The organism is Aeromonas allosaccharophila (assembly GCF_016026615.1).
GTDB lineage: Bacteria > Pseudomonadota > Gammaproteobacteria > Enterobacterales > Aeromonadaceae > Aeromonas > Aeromonas allosaccharophila.
On the sequence record NZ_CP065745.1, the window covers coordinates 1,050,612 to 1,068,923 of the forward strand.

15 protein-coding genes are annotated in these 18,312 nt (G+C 58.1%); 7 read left to right on the forward strand and 8 right to left on the reverse strand.

Annotation, left to right across the window (positions count from 1 at the left end; all coding sequences use genetic code 11):
- Nucleotides 1–55 precede the first annotated feature (55 nt).
- Entirely contained in the window at nt 56–1,219 is a 1,164-nt protein-coding gene (locus I6G90_RS04625) for an AGE family epimerase/isomerase (RefSeq protein ID WP_197929952.1), read from the forward strand.
- 19 nt (nt 1,220–1,238) lie between these two features.
- On the opposite strand, the gene I6G90_RS04630 is transcribed toward I6G90_RS04625, so the two are convergent.
- Entirely contained in the window at nt 1,239–1,490 is a 252-nt protein-coding gene (locus I6G90_RS04630; RefSeq protein ID WP_197929953.1) for a DUF1289 domain-containing protein, read from the reverse strand.
- A 150-nt stretch (nt 1,491–1,640) separates the two neighbouring features.
- On the opposite strand from I6G90_RS04630, the gene mltA reads away from it, so the two are divergent.
- The gene (gene mltA, locus I6G90_RS04635; RefSeq protein WP_197929954.1) at nt 1,641–2,792 is read left to right on the forward strand and encodes a murein transglycosylase A; all 1,152 of its coding nucleotides are present in this window, start codon (nt 1,641–1,643) and stop codon (nt 2,790–2,792) included.
- A 118-nt stretch (nt 2,793–2,910) separates the two neighbouring features.
- On the opposite strand, the gene yfaE is transcribed toward mltA, so the two are convergent.
- The 5 genes from yfaE to ubiG all read right to left on the reverse strand — a co-directional run bounded on the left by yfaE (nt 2,911) and on the right by ubiG (nt 8,750).
- Entirely contained in the window at nt 2,911–3,234 is a 324-nt protein-coding gene (gene yfaE / locus I6G90_RS04640) for a class I ribonucleotide reductase maintenance protein YfaE (protein WP_179903870.1), read from the reverse strand.
- Nucleotides 3,231–4,364, reverse strand: coding sequence for a class Ia ribonucleoside-diphosphate reductase subunit beta (gene nrdB, locus I6G90_RS04645; RefSeq protein WP_197931156.1), 1,134 nt, complete (start codon nt 4,362–4,364; stop codon nt 3,231–3,233). The genes yfaE and nrdB overlap by 4 nt, the downstream gene beginning before the upstream one ends.
- A gap of 80 nt (nt 4,365–4,444) precedes the next feature.
- On the reverse strand, nt 4,445–6,712 hold the full coding sequence (gene nrdA, locus I6G90_RS04650) for a class 1a ribonucleoside-diphosphate reductase subunit alpha (protein WP_197929955.1): 2,268 nt from the start codon (nt 6,710–6,712) through the stop codon (nt 4,445–4,447).
- Between the two features lie 626 nt (nt 6,713–7,338).
- A complete protein-coding gene (locus tag I6G90_RS04655) occupies nt 7,339–8,034 on the reverse strand; it encodes an HAD family hydrolase (protein WP_197929956.1) in 696 nt (231 codons plus the stop codon).
- Nucleotides 8,034–8,750 (reverse strand): bifunctional 2-polyprenyl-6-hydroxyphenol methylase/3-demethylubiquinol 3-O-methyltransferase UbiG, encoded by a 717-nt coding sequence (ubiG, locus tag I6G90_RS04660; RefSeq protein WP_058052608.1) that lies wholly within the window; start codon nt 8,748–8,750, stop codon nt 8,034–8,036. The genes I6G90_RS04655 and ubiG overlap by 1 nt, the downstream gene beginning before the upstream one ends.
- A gap of 198 nt (nt 8,751–8,948) precedes the next feature.
- On the opposite strand from ubiG, the gene gyrA reads away from it, so the two are divergent.
- Entirely contained in the window at nt 8,949–11,702 is a 2,754-nt protein-coding gene (gyrA, locus tag I6G90_RS04665; protein ID WP_197929957.1) for a DNA topoisomerase (ATP-hydrolyzing) subunit A, read from the forward strand.
- Nucleotides 11,703–11,813: 111 nt separating this feature from the next.
- Here the strand turns inward: gyrA and I6G90_RS04670 are convergent, their stop codons facing one another.
- Nucleotides 11,814–13,211, reverse strand: a complete 1,398-nt coding sequence (locus I6G90_RS04670; RefSeq protein WP_232254409.1) for an alpha-amylase family protein — start codon at nt 13,209–13,211, stop codon at nt 11,814–11,816.
- Nucleotides 13,212–13,473: 262 nt separating this feature from the next.
- Between I6G90_RS04670 and I6G90_RS04675 the strand changes: the two genes are divergently transcribed.
- Nucleotides 13,474–13,629, forward strand: coding sequence for a hypothetical protein (locus tag I6G90_RS04675; protein ID WP_197929959.1), 156 nt, complete (start codon nt 13,474–13,476; stop codon nt 13,627–13,629).
- 112 nt (nt 13,630–13,741) lie between these two features.
- On the opposite strand, the gene I6G90_RS04680 is transcribed toward I6G90_RS04675, so the two are convergent.
- The gene (locus I6G90_RS04680; protein ID WP_197929961.1) at nt 13,742–14,797 is read right to left on the reverse strand and encodes a PA0069 family radical SAM protein; all 1,056 of its coding nucleotides are present in this window, start codon (nt 14,795–14,797) and stop codon (nt 13,742–13,744) included.
- Between the two features lie 173 nt (nt 14,798–14,970).
- Here I6G90_RS04680 and I6G90_RS04685 point away from each other — a divergent pair, with 173 nt between their 5' ends.
- The 3 genes from I6G90_RS04685 to infC all read left to right on the forward strand — a co-directional run bounded on the left by I6G90_RS04685 (nt 14,971) and on the right by infC (nt 18,273).
- Nucleotides 14,971–15,558 carry a tetratricopeptide repeat protein gene (locus tag I6G90_RS04685; protein ID WP_197929963.1) on the forward strand — a complete coding sequence of 196 codons (588 nt, stop codon included), beginning with the start codon at nt 14,971–14,973 and terminating at the stop codon, nt 15,556–15,558.
- A 234-nt stretch (nt 15,559–15,792) separates the two neighbouring features.
- Entirely contained in the window at nt 15,793–17,721 is a 1,929-nt protein-coding gene (gene thrS, locus I6G90_RS04690; protein WP_111808229.1) for a threonine--tRNA ligase, read from the forward strand.
- A gap of 96 nt (nt 17,722–17,817) precedes the next feature.
- Nucleotides 17,818–18,273, forward strand: coding sequence for a translation initiation factor IF-3 (gene infC, locus I6G90_RS04695; protein WP_456298312.1), 456 nt, complete (start codon nt 17,818–17,820; stop codon nt 18,271–18,273).
- The last annotated feature ends 39 nt before the right edge of the window (nt 18,274–18,312 follow it).

The window sequence follows — 18,312 nt, forward strand, 5'->3', positions numbered from 1 at the left end:
TCAACAATGGGAGAGCCTGGCTCTCCCTTTTTATCGCCGTTGCGAGAGGTGATGTATGCATATCGAGGTGACTGAGGCCGCACAGCGCTGCCATCGCTGGCTGGTCTCCGAGGCGCTGCCCCATTGGGGCGCACAGGGGGTTGACCCAGAGCGTGGGCTGTTTGCCGAGGGATTGGATAGTGCTGGCCAGCCGTTATGGCAGCCGACCCGTTTTCGGGTACAGAGCCGCCAGATCTATGTGTTCAGCCATGCCACCCTGCTGGGTTGGTATGATGGGCGCCCCCTTGCCGAGCAAGCTGCGCGGGTCGGTAAGGACCATTTTGACGATGGGGCAGGGCATGGCGTTTTCTCCATTAACCGGGATGGTTCGATTGCTGACGCATCAGTCTGTTGTTACGAATACGCGTTTGCCCTCTTGGCTGAGTGCTGGCTCTATCGTCTGAGTGGCGATCCACGCTGGCAGCAACAGGCTGAGTCGCGCTATCAGGCCATTGAGCAGCTCTTTGCGGACCCGCTGCACGGAGGATTTCACTCCAGTTGGCCGCCTGCCGTACGACGTAGCCAGAATCCCCATATGCATCTGTTCGAGGCGTTGCTGGTGGCGGCGGACAGCTTTGATGATGTGATATGGCAGCAGCGGGCAAATGCGCTGTATCAGCTGTTTCGTCAGCGTTTTCTGGAACCCGGTTTACTGCGCGAGTTTTTCGACGACGCGCTGTTGGCGTGTCATGCCGACTCCCGTCTCATCGACCCCGGCCATCACTACGAGTGGTGCTGGCTGCTGGCGCGCTACCGGACCCTTGCCAGCAGATGGGAAATCGGGCCAACCATTACCGAGATTGATGAGGCGATCGGGATATTGACCCGCTTTGCCATCCGCCACGGTCACGGGCAAACCTGGCTGGTGATCGATGAGCTGACCGATGATGGGCAACCCTATCGCGATACCAGCCGGCTCTGGTGCCAGACCGAACATTTGAAAGCGCTCTTGGCAGCCTATGAGCAGCAGGGGGATGAGGGCATAGCCTGCCAGATCAGCGAGGTGGTGGCGCGGATCTTCCACTACTATCTGTTGCCCGCGCAGCCCGGACAGTGGATTGATCAAGTGGATCGCGAGGGGAAGCCACTGACCTCTCATGCGCCAGCTAGCACGTTTTATCATCTGTTTGTGGCGTTTAGTGAACTGGCCCGGGTCTCGAGGGTGGGTATCGGGGAATAGAGTTGCCTACGGGAGGCGCTTAAAAATCCCAGCCGGGTAGTGTTTGCTGCTCGCTGAGGGCGCCTTCCTGTGCCTTGCGGCGAGCTGCGTCGACCCGGGCTTTGCGGTTGCGGCACAGGCGCATCACCTCCTGTTGCTCGGCAGGGGTCATGGTGAGCCAGTTGAAACGCTCTTCGCGATTGCGCAGGCACCCCTTGCAGTAGCCTTTGTTGTTCACTTCGCAGACCCCGATGCAGGGGCTCTGCAGCGGGAATATTTCGAGCTGTTCCATCCATCACCTCGCACATCCTGTCACCTTGTTATAACCCAGCAGATCCCCTTTGGAGAAATCCTGCTTCAAGTGATTGATGTCGTTTGCTTTCCCCCTGCAAATTTGGCATCTTCCCCGCCGAGCATGGCTCTTGGCGTTATATGAGGATATATGAACAAACACGCGTACTGGCTGACCGCCGCAGTGCTGGGACTGGCCGGTTGTGCGGGCAATTCTGACAAAGCAGAAGTGCCCAAAAAACAGACCGACAACAGATGCTTTCTTAACTGCGAGGTGCCGGAAAATCTGGGCAAGCAGTATCTGGACGGGACCCTGCCAGAGGATCTGGTGAGGGTGGAGCGGGTCAATAGCCGTGCGCGTGCCGACTACAGCAAGTTTGGCCCGCAAAGCAGATTGGTAATGGAGCGCTCCGGCAAGATGACCCGCCGTTATGGCGAGCTCTATCATCAGCTTTCCCGGTGGGTAGCGGGCGGTGGCAATCCTGCCGACATCACCCGTTACGGTATCAGCTTGGCCCAGCTGGGTGGTGCGGATCGCATGGGTAACGTGCTCTTTACCGGTTACTACTCGCCGGTGCTGGAGGTGCGCCACCGCCCGGATGCCAAGTACAAATACCCCATTTATGCCATGCCCAAATGTGGCGGTCGTTGTCCGACCCGGGCCGAGATCCATCAGGGGGCCCTGGCCAACCGCGGGCTGGAGCTGGGCTACAGCAAATCCCTTATCGACAACTTCCTGATGGATGTGCAGGGCTCGGGCTTTGTCCACTATGGCGATGACGATCGGCTGCAATATCTGGGTTACAGCGGCAAGAACGGCCACGGTTACGTGAGTATCGGTCGGGTACTGATCGACCGCGGTGAAGTGCCCAAAGAGCAGATGTCAATGAAGGCCATCAAGGAGTGGGCCAACCGTCAACCAGAAGAGAGCGTCAAGGAGCTGGTGGAGCAGAATCCCTCCTATGTCTTCTTCGAGCGTCGCCCAACCAATGACGTGATCGGTGCCGCCGGTATCCCTCTGCTGCCGCTGGCGGCCGTTGCCGCCGACAAGACCCTGCTGCCGATGGGCACCCCGATCCTCGCCGAAGTCCCCTTGCTCGACAAAGAGGGCAACTGGACCGGCAAGCACCAGCTGCGGCTGTTGATTGCGCTGGATGTGGGCGGGGCGGTGAAGAAGGGCCACCTCGACCTCTACCACGGCATGGGCGAGAAGGCCGGTGTCGCAGCCGGTCACTACAAGCACTTTGGCCGGGTCTGGAAGTTGGGCCTGCACCACGGGCCGACTGCCGCCCCCTGGTTGTAATCCTCTGAGGATTTGGGCGTCTGTCATCGGGCGCCCGGGCAATGTGAAGAGACAAAAAAAGCCGCCGGATTGCTCCGGCGGCTTTTTATTTTGTGCGAGTTGCCAGTCTGTGGCTGCGTCAGCTCTTCTGGATATCCAGCCGGATGGCGCCGACCGGTTTGCAGCAGCAGGGGAGGCACTCCCCCTGGGCGACGAATGCCAGCGGCACATTGGGGTAGTGCACCTTGCCAGCCATCAGCGGAGTGCGGCAGGCGCCGCAATAGCCGCTGCGACACTGGAATTCCACATGATGACCGTGGCGCTCCAGGGTCTCCAACACGCTTTCGCCGGGATGGGCGTGCAGCACGGCACCATCCCGGGTATGTACCCGTGGTGCCACGTCCGCATGCTGTTCAGCAGGCGCGTGCGGGGCAGGGGTCAGCGTGTTGGTGGCGTCACTCACAGCTCGAAATCACCCAGGTCGTCGGCATTGACTTCGCTGTCGATCTGACCGACCAGATAGGAGCTGACCTCTACCTCTTGCGGTGCGACCTGCACGTTGTCGGATGACAGCCAGGTGTTGATCCAGGGGATCGGGTTTTGCTTGGTGCCGGCAAAGGCTGGTTGCAGGCCGACTGCGCTCATGCGCAGGTTGGTGATGTACTCCACGTACTGGCAGAGGATGTCCTTGTTCAGGCCGATCATGGAGCCGTCCCGGAACAGGTACTCGGCCCACTCTTTCTCCTGAATGGCTGCTTCCTTGAAGATCTCGAAGCAGGCCTGCTCGCACTCGGCGGCGATCTCGGCCATCTCGGGGTCATCCTGGCCGGTACGCATCAGGTTCAGCATATGCTGCGTCCCTGTCAGATGAAGTGCTTCGTCACGGGCGATCATCTTGATGATCTTGGCGTTGCCTTCCATCAGCTCGCGCTCGGCGAAGGCAAACGAACAGGCGAAGCTGACGTAGAAGCGGATTGCTTCCAGCGCGTTGACGCTCATCAGGCACAGATAAAGCTTCTTCTTGAGCTCGCGCAATGTGATGGTCACCTCGCGGCCCGCGACGGTATGGGTCCCTTCACCGTGCAGGTTGTAGAGCGCGGTCGACTCGATCAGATCGTCGTAGTAGTGGCTGATGGAACCGGCACGCTTCAAGATCTGCTCGTTGGTCACGATATCGTCGAACACCTGGGCCGGTGAGTTGACGATATTGCGGATGATGTGGGTGTAGGAGCGAGAGTGGATGGTCTCCGAGAAGGCCCAGGTCTCGATCCAGGTTTCCAGCTCCGGAATGGAGACCAGCGGCAGCAGTGCCACGTTCGGGCTGCGGCCCTGGATGGAGTCCAGCAGGGTCTGGTACTTCAGGTTGGAGATGAAGATGTGCTGCTCGTGGGGCGGCAGGGCCTGATAGTCGATGCGATCGTGGGAGACATCCACCTCTTCCGGGCGCCAGAAGAAGGAGAGCTGCTTCTCGATCAGGCGCTCGAACACTTCGTGCTTTTGTTGATCATAACGGGCTACGTTGACCGATTGGCCAAAAAACATCGGCTCTTTGAGCTGGTCGTTTTGGGTTTGGCAGAAAGTTGAATAGGCCATGGTTACCAGAATATGTGAATAGAGAAAACAGGAGAGCGGGAGCTTCATGCTCCCGCCCGGTTATCAGATCTTGCCGTGACTTAGATTTTGCAAGCCCCGCCAGCGCAACCGTCATCTTGCAGATCGGTCTGGGCATCGTCTGCACCATCACGGGTGTTGTGATAGTACAGGGTCTTGAGGCCGTATTTGTAGGCGGTCAGCAAGTCCTTCAGCAGCTGTTTCATCGGCACCTTGTTGCCTTCGAAACGGGCCGGATCGTAGTTGGTGTTGGCAGAAATAGCCTGATCCACAAACTTCTGCATGATACCGACCAGCTGCAGGTAGCCGTCAACGCTCGGTTGCTTCCAGAGCAATTCGTATTGATCTTTCAGGCGATCATACTCGGGCACCACCTGTTTGAGAATGCCGTCTTTGGAGGCCTTGACCGAGACCAGGCCGCGCGGCGGCTCGATGCCGTTGGTGGCGTTGGAGATCTGGCTGGAGGTCTCGCTCGGCATCAGGGCGGTCAGGGTGGAGTTGCGCAAGCCCACGGACTTGATCTCTTCACGCAGGCTTTCCCAATCCAGATGCAGCGGCTCATTGCACAGTACATCCAGATCCTTCTTGTAGGTGTCGATAGGCAAAATGCCTTGGGCGTAGGTGGTCTCGCCAAACAGCGGGCAGGGGCCGAACTCGCGAGCCAGCTGCACGGAGGCTTTCAGCAGGTAGTACTGAATGGCCTCGAAGGTACGGTGAGTCAGCGCCAGGCCGGAGCCGTCAGAGTAACGGGCACCGTTTTTGGCCAGGTAGTAGGCGTAGTTGATGACGCCGATCCCCAGGGTGCGACGACCCATGCTGCCCTTCTTGGCGGCGGCAATCGGGTAGTCCTGATAGTCGAGCAGGGCATCGAGGGCACGCACGGCCAGATCCGCCATCTCTTCCAGATCTTCCAGCTTGTCGATGGCGCCGAGGTTGAAGGCGGAGAGGGTGCACAGGGCGATTTCGCCGCTCTCGTCGTCGATGTTGTTGAGCGGCTTGGTCGGCAGCGCAATCTCGAGGCAGAGGTTGGACTGGCGTACCGGCGCCACGCTCGGGTCGAACGGGCTGTGGGTGTTGCAGTGATCGACGTTCTGGATGTAGATGCGACCGGTACCGGCACGCTCCTGCATCATCAGGGAGAAGAGATCGACTGCCTTGATGCTCTTCTTGCGAATGGCAGGATCCTGCTCGTACTTGACGTAGAGCTCTTCAAACTTGTCCTGATCGGCGAAGAAGGCATCGTACAGACCCGGCGCATCGGACGGGGAGAACAGTGTGATGTCACCGCCCTTGATGAGGCGCTGGTACATCAGCTTGTTGATCTGCACGCCGTAGTCCATGTGACGGACACGGTTCTCTTCCACGCCGCGGTTGTTCTTCAGAACCAGCAGGCTCTCCACTTCGGTGTGCCACAGCGGGTAGAACAGGGTGGCCGCACCGCCGCGCACGCCGCCCTGGGAGCAGCACTTAACGGCAGTCTGGAAGTATTTGTAGAAGGGGATGCAACCGGTGTGGAACGCTTCACCACCACGGATGGGGCTGCCCAGACCACGGATACGGCCAGCGTTGATGCCGATACCGGCGCGCTGGGAGACGTAACGCACGATAGAGCTGGCAGTGGCGTTGATGGAGTCCAGGCTGTCGTCGCACTCGATCAGCACGCAGGAGCTGAACTGACGGGTCGGGGTGCGCACGCCGCTCATGATCGGGGTCGGCAGCGAGATCTTGAAGGTCGAGACCGCATCATAGAAGCGCTTGATGTAGTCCAGACGGGTATCTTTCGGGTATTTGGAGAAGAGGCAGGCCGCAACCAGGATGTAGAGGAACTGCGGGCTCTCGTAGATCTCGCCGGTGACGCGGTTCTGGACCAGATACTTGCCTTCCAGCTGCTTGACCGCCGCGTAGGAGAAGTTCATGTCGCGCCAGTGGTCCATGTGCGCGTTCAGCTCTTCGAATTCAGCCTGGGTGTAGTCTTCCAGCAGGTGTTTGTCGTACTTGCCCATGTCGACCAGACGAGCCACGTGCTGGTAGAGATGGGGCGGTTCGAACTGGCCGTAGGCCTTCTTGCGCAGATGGAAGATGGCCAGACGGGCAGCCATGTACTGGTAATCAGGGGTCTGCTCGGAGATGAGGTCAGCCGTTGCCTTGATGATGGTTTCGTGAATGTCGGCGGTACGGATACCGTCATAGAACTGGATGTGGGATTTGAGTTCTACCTGAGAGACCGACACGTTGTCGAGCCCTTCGGCGGCCCAGTCCAGCACGCGGTGAATTTTATCCAGATCGATGGGTTCTTTGTGTCCGTTACGCTTCGTCACAAACAAGTTCATTGGCTGATGACCTTCAGTTGATTCCCGAAAAACCATCGCACAACGGCACCACCCTGGCCCCTGCGGTGTGCGGGAGTTGGGTAGAGATTGTGCGATGAATCACAAGATGTAGTGTTATTTTAAGTTCGAGCTACAAGATAGTGAGGTCGGCCCGCCATTGCAATGTGTGGATAAGTGACGAGCTGTGGATAAATTGTGAGTCTTGCCCCATCAGTTAGTGACCGCTCACAGTGAGCGGGTTTTCATTCGTCCACTCCGCTAAATGCAAGTCTCACGATCGAAGATGGAAAATTTAAATAACTTTTTTTGCTTGCGAAACGGGGGGCTTTTTACTAGCAAACGGAGGCTGATTATCCCTTATGCAACAAGGGTCAAAAGCTGTCCAGTTGTCGCAGCCGCGCGGTCAGCGGGCCAAGGGCTTTACATCAGACGATGGCGGTTTGTGGCCTGACAGTTACGACAGGTTGCTTGTCAAATGGGTATCCAATAGGCGGTAAGCTGTCTTTATTATCCATGAATAGAAGCGTGATGGCGGCGCAGGTTGCGGGAGCGTAAAGGAAGAGATTCAAGGGGGCGGGGAATCTCTCTCCGCCCCGTTATTGCACGTTACACGGTCAGGCTGCGCGTCACACCTTGGCCGTCAGCTCGTAGCGCAGCCAGTGGTGCAGAGCCTGCACGGTATCGAAGTGCAGATCGGCGCCCCACGCGGCAGGATCCTCGTTATCGCTCAGATAGCCCCAGCCGGCAACGGCCGTACGCATGCCCGCATTGCGGCCCGCTTCGATGTCCCGCACATGATCCCCCACATAGAGACAGTGAGCTGCCTCGACGCCCAGCTGGTCGCAGGCAAAGAACATGGGAGCGGGGTCGGGCTTGCGTACCGGCAGGGTATCGGCACTGACCGTTACGCCGCAGCTGGCAAGCTGCGGCAGGGTTGCCAGCAGCGGCTCGGTGAGAAAGGCCGGCTTGTTGGTGACGATGCCCCATGGCAGCGCTTTTTCATCCAGCCACTCGATGAGATCCACCATCCCCTCATAGGGGCGGGTACCGACACAAAGATTGGCCGCGTAGTAGTCGAGCAGGGCATTGCGCAGGCGCGTGGCCCCCAGCTCTTCAAGCAGTTCATCGCCAAGACCCGCTTTCAGCAGCCCGAGCGCTCCGTGGGAGGTGGTCTGACGAATAATGTCGTCAGAGAGCGGCGCAAAGCCTTCGCTTATCAGCACATGGTTGACGGCGGCGCCCAGATCCGGGGCCGTGTCGAGCAGGGTGCCGTCCAGATCGAACAGCACGCAGCGCAGAGGCACAGGGTGAGAGGCGCTCATCAACCATGCTCCGGGCGGACAAACTCCACCATATAGTTGACGTCAACATTTTTGCCGAGCTTGAACTGGTTGGTGAGGGGGGCGTAGTGGACGCCGCTCATGTCCCGCACCAGCAGGCCAGCCGCTTCACCCATGCGGCACAGTTCGGCCGGGGTGATGAACTTTTTGTGGTCGTGGGTCCCCTTGGGCACCATCTTCATCAGGTATTCGGCCCCGAGGATCATCATCAGATAGGCTTTCGGGTTGCGGTTGATGGTAGAGACAAACACCCGGCCACCCGGGCGAACCAGGGTCGCGATGGCGCGCAGCACGGAAGCTGGGTCCGGCACATGCTCCAGCATCTCCATGCAGGTGACCACGTCATACTGGCCGGCGGCCTCCAAGGCGTGTGCTTCGGCGGTGATCTGGCGATATTCGAGCTCGACACCCTGTTCCAGGGCGTGCAGGCGGGCGACCCCGAGCGGCTCCTTGCCCATGTCGATGCCGGTTACCTTGGCGCCACGGCGCGCCATGCTCTCGGAGAGGATGCCACCACCACACCCGATATCGAGCATGCGCTTGCCAAACAGACCGCCACTTTTGTCGGTGATCCAGTCAAGGCGTACCGGATTGATTTGATGCAGGGGTTTGAATTCACCTTCCATGTCCCACCAGCGGGAGGCGATGGCGTCAAACTTGGCGATTTCTGTCAGATCGACATTGGCGTCACTGTGCATTTTTCGAAGATCCTGTGGCCGGGCGCCCGGTTGTGAGTCATGGGCGCAATCTATTGTCCTGGCGGGCATTATAACGGACGGACTTTGTCACACCAGCCCGATCTGATACCCGATTTGTGGCTTAAGGTATTTGGCTCAGTGTGTTACCATGTCGCGCTGTTTAAGCCAAAGAACAACTAATTAGGGATAAGGCTTTCTATGAGCGATCTGGCCAGAGAGATCACGCCGGTCAACATCGAAGAAGAGCTCAAGAGTTCCTATCTTGATTACGCCATGAGCGTGATCGTAGGACGAGCTCTGCCGGATGTGCGTGATGGCTTGAAACCGGTTCACCGCCGCGTTCTGTTTGCTATGAACGAGTTGGGGAACGACTGGAACAAGCCCTATAAAAAATCGGCCCGTGTGGTCGGTGACGTAATCGGTAAATATCACCCGCACGGCGATAGCGCTGTGTATGACACCATTGTCCGGATGGCGCAGGATTTCTCCATGCGTTACATGCTGGTCGATGGTCAGGGCAACTTCGGTTCAGTCGACGGCGACAGCGCCGCGGCCATGCGTTATACCGAAGTGCGGATGGCCCGCATCTCCCACGAGTTGCTGGCTGATCTGGACAAAGAGACCGTGGACTGGGTGCCGAACTATGACGGCACCGAGATGATCCCGGCTGTCATGCCCACCAAGGTTCCCAACCTGTTGATCAACGGCTCCTCCGGTATTGCGGTGGGCATGGCGACCAACATTCCGCCTCACAACCTCACCGAGATAGTCAACGGCTGTCTGGCGTTGATTGAGAATGGCGACCTCACCATCGATGAGTTGATGACCTATATCACCGGGCCTGATTTCCCCACCGGCGGCATCATCAACGGTCGTTCCGGCATCGTGCAGGCTTACCGCACCGGTCGTGGTTCCGTCTATGTGCGCGCCAAGGCCGAAGTGGAAGTGGACGACAAGACCAGTCGCGAGACCATCATCGTTCACGAGCTGCCTTATCAGGTGAACAAGGCGCGGTTGATCGAAAAGATCGCCGAGCTGGTCAAAGAGAAGAAAATTGAGGGCATCAGTGCCCTGCGCGATGAGTCTGATAAAGACGGCATGCGCATTGTTATCGAGATCAAACGTGGCGAGTCTGGCGAGATTGTGCTGAACAATCTCTACAAGCACACCCAGTTGCAAACCACGTTCGGCATCAACATGGTGGCGCTCGATAACAATCAGCCCAAGGTGATGAACCTTAAAGAGATCCTGGATGCGTTCCTGCTGCACCGCCGTGAAGTGGTGACTCGCCGGACCGTGTTCGAACTGCGCAAGGCGCGGGATCGGGCCCATATCCTTGAAGGTCTGGCGGTTGCGCTGGCCAACATCGATCCCATCATCGAGCTTATTCGTCACAGCGCGACGCCGGCCGATGCAAAAGCGGGCCTGGTTGCCAAGGGCTGGGAACTCGGCAACGTGGCGTCCATGCTGGAGAAAGCGGGCGACGACGCAGCGCGGCCAGAGTGGCTGGAGCCGGAGTTTGGCATTCGTGAAGGTCAATACTTCCTGACCGAACAGCAAGCCCAGGCCATCCTTGACCTGCGTCTGCACAAGCTGACCGGCCTCGAGCACGAGAAGATCCTGGAAGAGTACCAATCTCTGCTGGATCTGATCGCCGAGCTGCTGCACATCCTGGCGAGCCCGACGCGTCTGATGGAAGTGATCCGCGATGAGCTGCTGGCCGTGCGCGAGCAGTATGGCGACGAGCGTCGCACCGAGATCAGCATGTCCAGTGCCGAGATCAACATCGAAGATCTGATCACCCCGGAAGACGTGGTGGTTACCCTGTCTCACCAGGGCTATGTGAAGTATCAGCCGCTCTCCGACTACGAGGCCCAGCGCCGCGGTGGTCGTGGCAAGTCGGCCACCCGGATCAAGGAAGAGGACTTTGTGGAACGTCTGCTGGTGGCCAACACCCACGACACCATTCTGTGCTTCTCCACCCGTGGCAAGGTCTACTGGCTCAAGGTTTACCAGCTGCCGGAAGCGTCCCGTGGCGCCCGTGGTCGTCCGATCATCAACCTGTTGCCGCTGGAAGAGGGTGAGCGTATCACCGCCATCCTGCCGGTGAAGGAATATGATGCCGAGAAGTATGTGTTCTTCGCCACCGCCAACGGTACCGTGAAGAAGACCAGCCTCTCTGACTTCAGCCGTCCGCTCTCCTCCGGTATTCGTGCCATCAACCTCAAAGAGGGTGATGAGCTGATCGGGGTGGATATCACCGATGGCAGCAACGAGATCATGCTCTTCTCCGACGCGGGCAAGGTCGTTCGCTTCGCAGAAGGCAGCGGTCGCGCCGATGCGGATGTCAGCGATGACGTTGAAACCGACGACGATGCCGGCAATGACGATGATGGCAGCGACAACGGCGAAGGCACCGAAAGCAAGGGCACCTTCAAGGGCGTGCGTCCGATGGGTCGTACCGCAGCCGGTGTGCGCGGCATCAAGCTGGGCGCCGGTGACAAGGTGGTGTCCCTTATCGTTCCGCGTGGCGAAGGTGCCATCCTCACCGCTACCGAGAACGGTTACGGCAAACGTACCGCACTCGATGAGTACCCGACCAAGAGCCGTGGTACCCAGGGCGTTATCTCCATCAAGGTGGATGAGCGCAATGGCAAGGTGATCGATGCGATCCAGGTCGAAGATACCGACCAGATCATGCTGATCACCAACGGCGGCACCCTGGTGCGTACCCGTGTTGCCGAGGTGAGCGTCATTGGCCGTAACACCGGCGGTGTCCGTCTGATCCGTACCGGTGAAGACGAGACCGTGGTTGGCCTGCAGCGCATCGCCGAGAGTGACGAAGACGAGAACGAGAACGACGCTCTGGCCGTGGACGGTGAGGTATCTGAAGGTACCGATACCGCGACCGGCACTGATGCGGTCGATGCAGGGGAAGCGGGCGACGAGTAATCGTCTCCTGAGTCACTTGCCTCAGCAAAAAGAGCGACCCAGGTGGTCGCTCTTTTTATTTGTCTGCTTTTTATGACTGCCAGATAAAAGTAGGGCAGGGTGCTGGCGGGATCACTCCTGCAGCCACATTCTGGCGCTGCGGGCGGGCATGGCGACCCGTACCCATTGGCTCTGCACGTTGAGCACGGCACCTTGGTCGAGCACGTCCCGATAGTTGCGATACCAGTTCATTTCGAACCTGGCGGTATCGAGCCAGTACTCCTGCTCGTCGTCGCACTTGTTGATGCCGACCAGCCCCTGCTTGCCCCGTTTGAACAGCACGAAGCAGTCGCCGCTGCCGACCAACTGCATCGGCTGACCCTGTACCGCATTGTGGAAGCGGATCATTCCCTTGAGATCGGCGCGCAGGTAGTAATCATGCCAGCGCAGTCCGTCCTTGGCCTGGGTCTCGCCGTGATCGGAATAGATCAGCGGTGAGCCACCATCGCGACCGAGCAGGTAGGCATAGGCCAGCTTCTCGTCTGTCTGGCTTAAGATCTGATAGCGGAAACCGTCGTTGGTGGGGATGTCGTGGGTCACGGCAAAGGTGACGGCGCGGCTACCCGGCAGCGCCTGACCATAGGCTCCCGGATCTGCGAGCAGGTTCATGCTGCCGCCATACCCCAGCGCCCCGCGCAGGGAGGCAAACAGCGGGAAGTCATAGGCTCCCTGGCCGCTGCTGTCGAGGTAGGGTTTGAGGAAGCGCTCGTAATCGGTGCTGCCGGTGCCCCCTGTGGTGATCACCTCGCCAAACACATGCATCCCCTGTTTGATCTCGGGGGTGAACACGGCGTTTATCTGGTAATCGCTCATGTGTTTGACCGCATCGACCCGAAAGCCCTTGATCCCCATCCCCTTTAGCGCCTTGAGATAGGCCTGCTGCTGGCTCACTACCCAGTTGTTGGGATCCAGATCCGGTAGCCCCTTGTCACCCGCGCCGCCACACAGGCGCCAGTACTGGACATGGCCCGGATCGCTCCAGTCACTGATGCAGCCTTCGGGATGAAAATCGGCTGCGGCCAGCAGGTTTTGCCCCAGATCGCCAAACAGCTTCTGGCGTTCGAAATAGGCCGGGTTGGCGGCGTACTGACCCAGCAGTTCGCTGCCGGGGTAGTTGAGGTCCTGACGCTTCCAGCTCTCGTTGGCCATGTGGTTGAGCACCACATCGGCATAGACGGCTATGCCCCGAGCCTTCATGGCGGCGATCAGCTGCTCGAGATCCTGCTTGTTGCCAAGAGGGGTATCGATGAGGCGCAGATCCTGCGGCTGGTAACGGGCCCACCACTCGTTGCCCGAGGACTTCAGGGGCGGTGAGATGAGTACCTGTTTGTAACCGGTCGACTTGATAAGGTCGGCTTTGGCCGTCACTTCACTGTACTTCCAGTTGAAGGCGTGCAGTATGACGTCGGCTTGCGCCAAGGGAGCGATCAGCATGCCTGCGATCGCCCATATTCCCGCTGTGTGTTTCATTATTGTGTCCCTGTTTTTATATATGCCTGAATGGGCAAGCCAGCTTTGGCGGGAACAAGGTGGGCTGCAATCCATAACCTGCGGATTTGTGACCGCTTTCAGGGTGATTTCGCCGAATATGTGAGCTGTTTCGGCTTTTTCCCACCACGGCCCGTTATCTGTTTACAAGTGATTTTTTTGTCATTTCCCTGTCATCCCCAGCCGCTATCCTGCCGGGCGAGTGGTGCGCCGTTGCCATCACATTCACCGTCAGGAGCTGCATATGACCAGTTGGATCAGGTGGGAAATTTGGTGGAGCCGGGTATGGGGCGAGTCAGAGGTGCCGCAGTATGAAGAGGATGAGCACGAAGTGGCTCATGAACCCTCGCGACTACCGGTTGAAATGGTGCAACAGGGGCGGGATCAGCGCGCAGGCTAAGGCGCTTGCCCTCGCTTACCGGATAGCGCGATCTTGTCGCGACAATCCTTCCTATAGACCTCTTGGCAGGCAAGGGCTGTGCACCTGATATATGCAGGGCATGAGAGGGGGATTAGAAGAGCGACAGCTGCTCCCCGGGGCGGATAAATCCATCCAGCCTGAGCTGAATATGGCGTTTGCCAAGTCCAAGGCGCTTGCTGATAAGGCGAAAGCGCTGGGCCAGCAGATCGGCAAAATGCCCCTCACCGCGCATGCGGGTGCCGAAGGCGGTACTGTTGAGCCCGCCACCGCGGCTGGCCCTCAGTTTATTCAAAATAGCCTCCTTCTGGCCCGGATAGTGGGTATCGAGCCAGTCACCAAATAGCGGTGCCAGCTCGTGGGGGAGTCGCAGCAGGATGTAATCGGCGCAGCTGGCACCCGCCTCGGCCGCCGATTTGATGATCTGCTCCAGCTCCGGTTCATTGAGCCGCGGGATCATGGGGGCGGCCAGTACCCCTACCTGCACGCCAGCACTGGCCAGCTTCTCGATCACTTTCAAGCGGCCCGCGCCCGTGCTGGCGCGGGGCTCCAGCTGTCGCCGCAGGGTGTCGTTCAAGGTCGTCACCGACACCATCACCTGACACAGCCCCTCTCTGGCCAGCTCGGTCAACAGATCGAGGTCACGCAAGATCATGGCGCTCTTGGTTATGAGGCCGACCGGATGGCGATGGGCCAACATCACTTCCAGCAACTGCCGGGTGAGGCGATAGCGCTGCTCGATGGGTTGATAGGGGTCGGTATTGGCGCCAATGACGATGGTCTGTGGCTGATAGGACGGTTTGGCAAACTCCCGACGCAGCAGCTCGGCTGCATTGCGTTTGGCAAACAGCTTGCTCTCGAAATCGAGGCCGGGGGAGAGCTCCAGATAGGCGTGACTGGGTCTGGCATAGCAGTAGATACAGCCATGTTCACACCCCTGATAGGGGTTGATGGAGCGACCAAAGGGGACATCTGGTGAGCTGTTGTAGCTGATGATGCTGCGTGCGTCGATCTCCCGTACTTCAGTGCTTGGCACAGAGGGGGTGAAAGCGGCATCCCAATCGGACAATTGCCAGCCATCGTCGACCGCTTCGACAAGGGGACCGCTAAAACGGTGATCGATATTGTGAGGGCTGCCTCGTCCTGCCATGGTGCGCACCAGCACTGGTTATAAATACAGTTATTTTGCGGGCGCCCCGGACAAATGACAACTACTGCTCATCGACCGGGTGCAAAAAGGGTTGTTGCAGGGATCTCTTGCTTGATCGAGACGCTACATTTCGTTTACATAGACGAAATGAGAACTGGATCACGGAAATCATCATGAGCCCCACCACTTCCCGCTGGCTGTTTATCTGTCTGCTTGCCCTGGTTATCTGGCGTCTGCTCCCGCTCTCAACCGAGCAGGAGATGGCTGCAGCCAACCGTGCCTGGCGTACCGGTCACTTCGATGAGGCAACCCGGATCTGGTTGCCACTGGCGGCGCAGGGGCAACCCCGGGCACAAGCCCTGATGGGCTGGAGTCATGAGGTGGGGCAGGGGAGCGAGCAGGATATCCATCAGGCCATCAGCCTCTATCGCCAGTCGGCGCAGGCAGGGGATCCCTTCGGCCAATACCGGCTGGCAGAGCTCTATCTGCGCGGTGTTGGGGTCAAGCGAGATCTGCGCCAAGCCTTTCACTGGATGGATCAGGCAGCCCGTAATGGTGACGTCCCGGCCATGCTGAAAGTCGGCGTACTTCATCTGATGGGGGTCAGCGGTAGGGTCGATCTGCCTCAGGCGAAACAGTGGCTCTATCAGGCGGCGCAAAAGGGCAACAAGCTGGCGCTTCAGGTGCTGCAGGAGCTGGCGCTGGCCGAGGAGGGCAGTAGTGACTTTGACTTCAACTGGCAATCCCTGCTTGGTGAATAGTCGGCAAGCGACTCATTTAACTGTAGAAAATCTCATCAAATCCGATACAGCCACGGTGACTTCTGGTAGCATGGTGCCGTTTTGGCTTGGTTTGTCACGTTAGACATGCTGTTTACGTGTCAGGCCGTCTTCGCAAAGTGCTGTGGAGAACCAGAACATCACCTTATTCGAATCTCTTTTTCCATCCCGCATGTGACCTTTGGTACGGGTCACCACTGTATAAGGAAACACATAATGCCAATCATTACTCTGCCTGACGGCAGCCAACGTCAATTTGCCCACTCTGTTTCCGTCATGGATGTGGCCGCGGACATCGGTCCCGGTCTCGCCAAGGCGTGCATTGCCGGTCGGGTAAACGGTGAACTGGTGGATGCGTGCGAGCTGATCGAAGCCGATGCTGCGCTGGCCATCATCACCGCCAAAGACGAAGAAGGTCTGGACATCCTGCGCCACTCCTGCGCCCACTTGCTGGGTCACGCTATCAAGCAACTCTGGCCCCAGACCAAGATGGCCATCGGTCCTGTCATTGACAACGGTTTTTACTATGACGTTGATCTTGACCGCACCCTGACCGATGAAGATCTGGCTGCCCTGGAAGAGCGCATGCTGGCGCTGGTAGCCAAGGATTACGACGTCATCAAGAAGAAAGTCTCCTGGCAAGAAGCGCGCGATGTATTCGAGGCGCGCGGCGAGTCTTACAAAGTCGAAATCCTGGATCAGAATATTGCCCGTGATGACCAGCCAGGTCTTTATCATCACGAAGAGTACATCGACATGTGTCGCGGCCCGCACGTGCCCAACATGCGTCACTGCCACCACTTCAAGTTGCTGAAGATGTCTGGCGCCTACTGGCGTGGCGACTCCAACAACAAGATGTTGCAGCGTATTTACGGTACCGCCTGGGCTGACAAGAAGCAGCTCAAGGCCTATCTGCAGCGTCTGGAAGAGGCCGCCAAGCGCGACCACCGCAAGATCGGCAAGCAGCTCGACCTGTATCACATGCAGGAAGAAGCGCCCGGTATGGTGTTCTGGCACAACGATGGCTGGACCATTTTCCGTGAGCTGGAAACCTTTATCCGCGGCAAGCTCAAAGAGTACGACTATCAGGAAGTGAAAGGTCCGTTCATGATGGATCGCGTGCTGTGGGAGCGTTCAGGTCACTGGGAGAAGTATGCCCAGGCCATGTTCACCACCCAGTCCGAGAACCGCGAGTACGCCATCAAGCCGATGAACTGCCCGGGTCACGTCCAGATCTTCAACCAGGGTTTGAAGTCCTACCGCGATCTGCCGCTGCGTATGGCCGAGTTTGGCTCCTGCCACCGCAACGAGCCGTCCGGTTCCCTGCACGGTCTGATGCGGGTGCGTGGTTTTACCCAGGATGACGCTCACATCTTCTGTACCGAAGAGCAGATCATGGAAGAGGTCTCCGGCTGTATTCGTATGGTCTATGACGTCTACGGTACCTTTGGCTTCGAGAATATCGTGGTCAAACTCTCCACTCGTCCCGAGCAGCGTATCGGCTCCGACGAGATGTGGGATCGCGCCGAGAAAGCACTGGCCGAAGCGCTGGAGCTCAACGGTCTGAAGTACGATCTGCAGCCGGGTGAAGGGGCGTTCTACGGTCCCAAGATTGAATTTACCCTGCACGATTGCCTTGATCGTGCGTGGCAATGTGGTACCGTGCAGCTCGACTTTGCCCTGCCTGGTCGCTTGGGTGCCACTTACGTGGGTGAAAACAACGAGCGTCATGTCCCTGTGATGATCCACCGGGCCATCCTGGGTTCTATCGAGCGTTTCATCGGTATTCTGACAGAAGAGTACGCCGGTCTGTTCCCGACCTGGTTGGCGCCGACTCAGGCTGTGGTCATGAATATCACGGATAATCAGGCCGATTATGCGGTGAAAGTAGCCAAAGCATTGAATGATGCGGGCATTCGCGCAAAAGCGGACTTGAGAAATGAGAAGATTGGCTTTAAAATCCGCGAGCATACTTTGAAACGAGTACCTTTCATGCTGGTCTGCGGCGATAAAGAAGTTGAAGCCGGTAAGATTGCAGTACGGACTCGTAAAGGGGCTGACCTGGGCACTTATCCTGTTGAAGAGTTCATCGCTCTGTTGACCCAGGAAGTTCAGACCCGCGGACAAAAGAAAGTGGAGGAATAAGCTATAAAAGGCGGAAAAAAACTGGGCAAGCAACCGCAAGCCCGCGCTCACCGGATCAATGAAGAGATCCGTCTGAAAGAAGTTCGTCTGACTGGTCTGGATGGTGAAGCCATCGGCATCACCACCATTCAGGATGCTCTGAACTTGGCCGCAGAGGCCGGAGTTGATCTGGTCGAGATCAGTCCAAATGCTGAGCCGCCCGTTTGCCGGATCATGGATTACGGCAAATTCCTCTACGAAAAGAGCAAAACAACCAAAGAACAGAAGAAAAAGCAGAAAGTCGTCCAGGTCAAGGAAATCAAATTCCGTCCTGGCACTGACGAAGGCGACTATCAGGTAAAACTACGCAACCTGGTTCGCTTTCTGGAAGACGGGGACAAGGCTAAGGTCACCCTGCGCTTCCGTGGTCGTGAAATGGCCCACCAGGATCTTGGTATCAAGGTACTGGAGCGCGTCAAGAACGATCTGGAAGAGTTGGCCGTAGTCGAGTCGTTCCCGAAAGTCGAAGGCCGTCAAGCTGTGATGGTCCTCGCACCTAAGAAGAAATCTTAAGGCCCACAAGAAATTGACTCATGGGGCAAGCCCCATGAG

Coding starts and splice junctions, on each gene's coding strand:
- I6G90_RS04685 (WP_197929963.1), top strand. CDS start 14,971: ATGAGCCCCACCACTTCCCGCTGGCTGTTTATCTGTCTGCTTGCCCTG.
- nrdB (WP_197931156.1), bottom strand. CDS start 4,364: ATGGCCTATTCAACTTTCTGCCAAACCCAAAACGACCAGCTCAAAGAG.
- ubiG (WP_058052608.1), bottom strand. CDS start 8,750: ATGCACAGTGACGCCAATGTCGATCTGACAGAAATCGCCAAGTTTGAC.
- I6G90_RS04655 (WP_197929956.1), bottom strand. CDS start 8,034: ATGAGCGCCTCTCACCCTGTGCCTCTGCGCTGCGTGCTGTTCGATCTG.
- I6G90_RS04680 (WP_197929961.1), bottom strand. CDS start 14,797: ATGGCAGGACGAGGCAGCCCTCACAATATCGATCACCGTTTTAGCGGT.
- gyrA (WP_197929957.1), top strand. CDS start 8,949: ATGAGCGATCTGGCCAGAGAGATCACGCCGGTCAACATCGAAGAAGAG.
- I6G90_RS04625 (WP_197929952.1), top strand. CDS start 56: ATGCATATCGAGGTGACTGAGGCCGCACAGCGCTGCCATCGCTGGCTG.
- nrdA (WP_197929955.1), bottom strand. CDS start 6,712: ATGAACTTGTTTGTGACGAAGCGTAACGGACACAAAGAACCCATCGAT.
- mltA (WP_197929954.1), top strand. CDS start 1,641: ATGAACAAACACGCGTACTGGCTGACCGCCGCAGTGCTGGGACTGGCC.
- I6G90_RS04670 (WP_232254409.1), bottom strand. CDS start 13,211: ATGAAACACACAGCGGGAATATGGGCGATCGCAGGCATGCTGATCGCT.
- I6G90_RS04630 (WP_197929953.1), bottom strand. CDS start 1,490: ATGGAACAGCTCGAAATATTCCCGCTGCAGAGCCCCTGCATCGGGGTC.
- thrS (WP_111808229.1), top strand. CDS start 15,793: ATGCCAATCATTACTCTGCCTGACGGCAGCCAACGTCAATTTGCCCAC.
- I6G90_RS04675 (WP_197929959.1), top strand. CDS start 13,474: ATGACCAGTTGGATCAGGTGGGAAATTTGGTGGAGCCGGGTATGGGGC.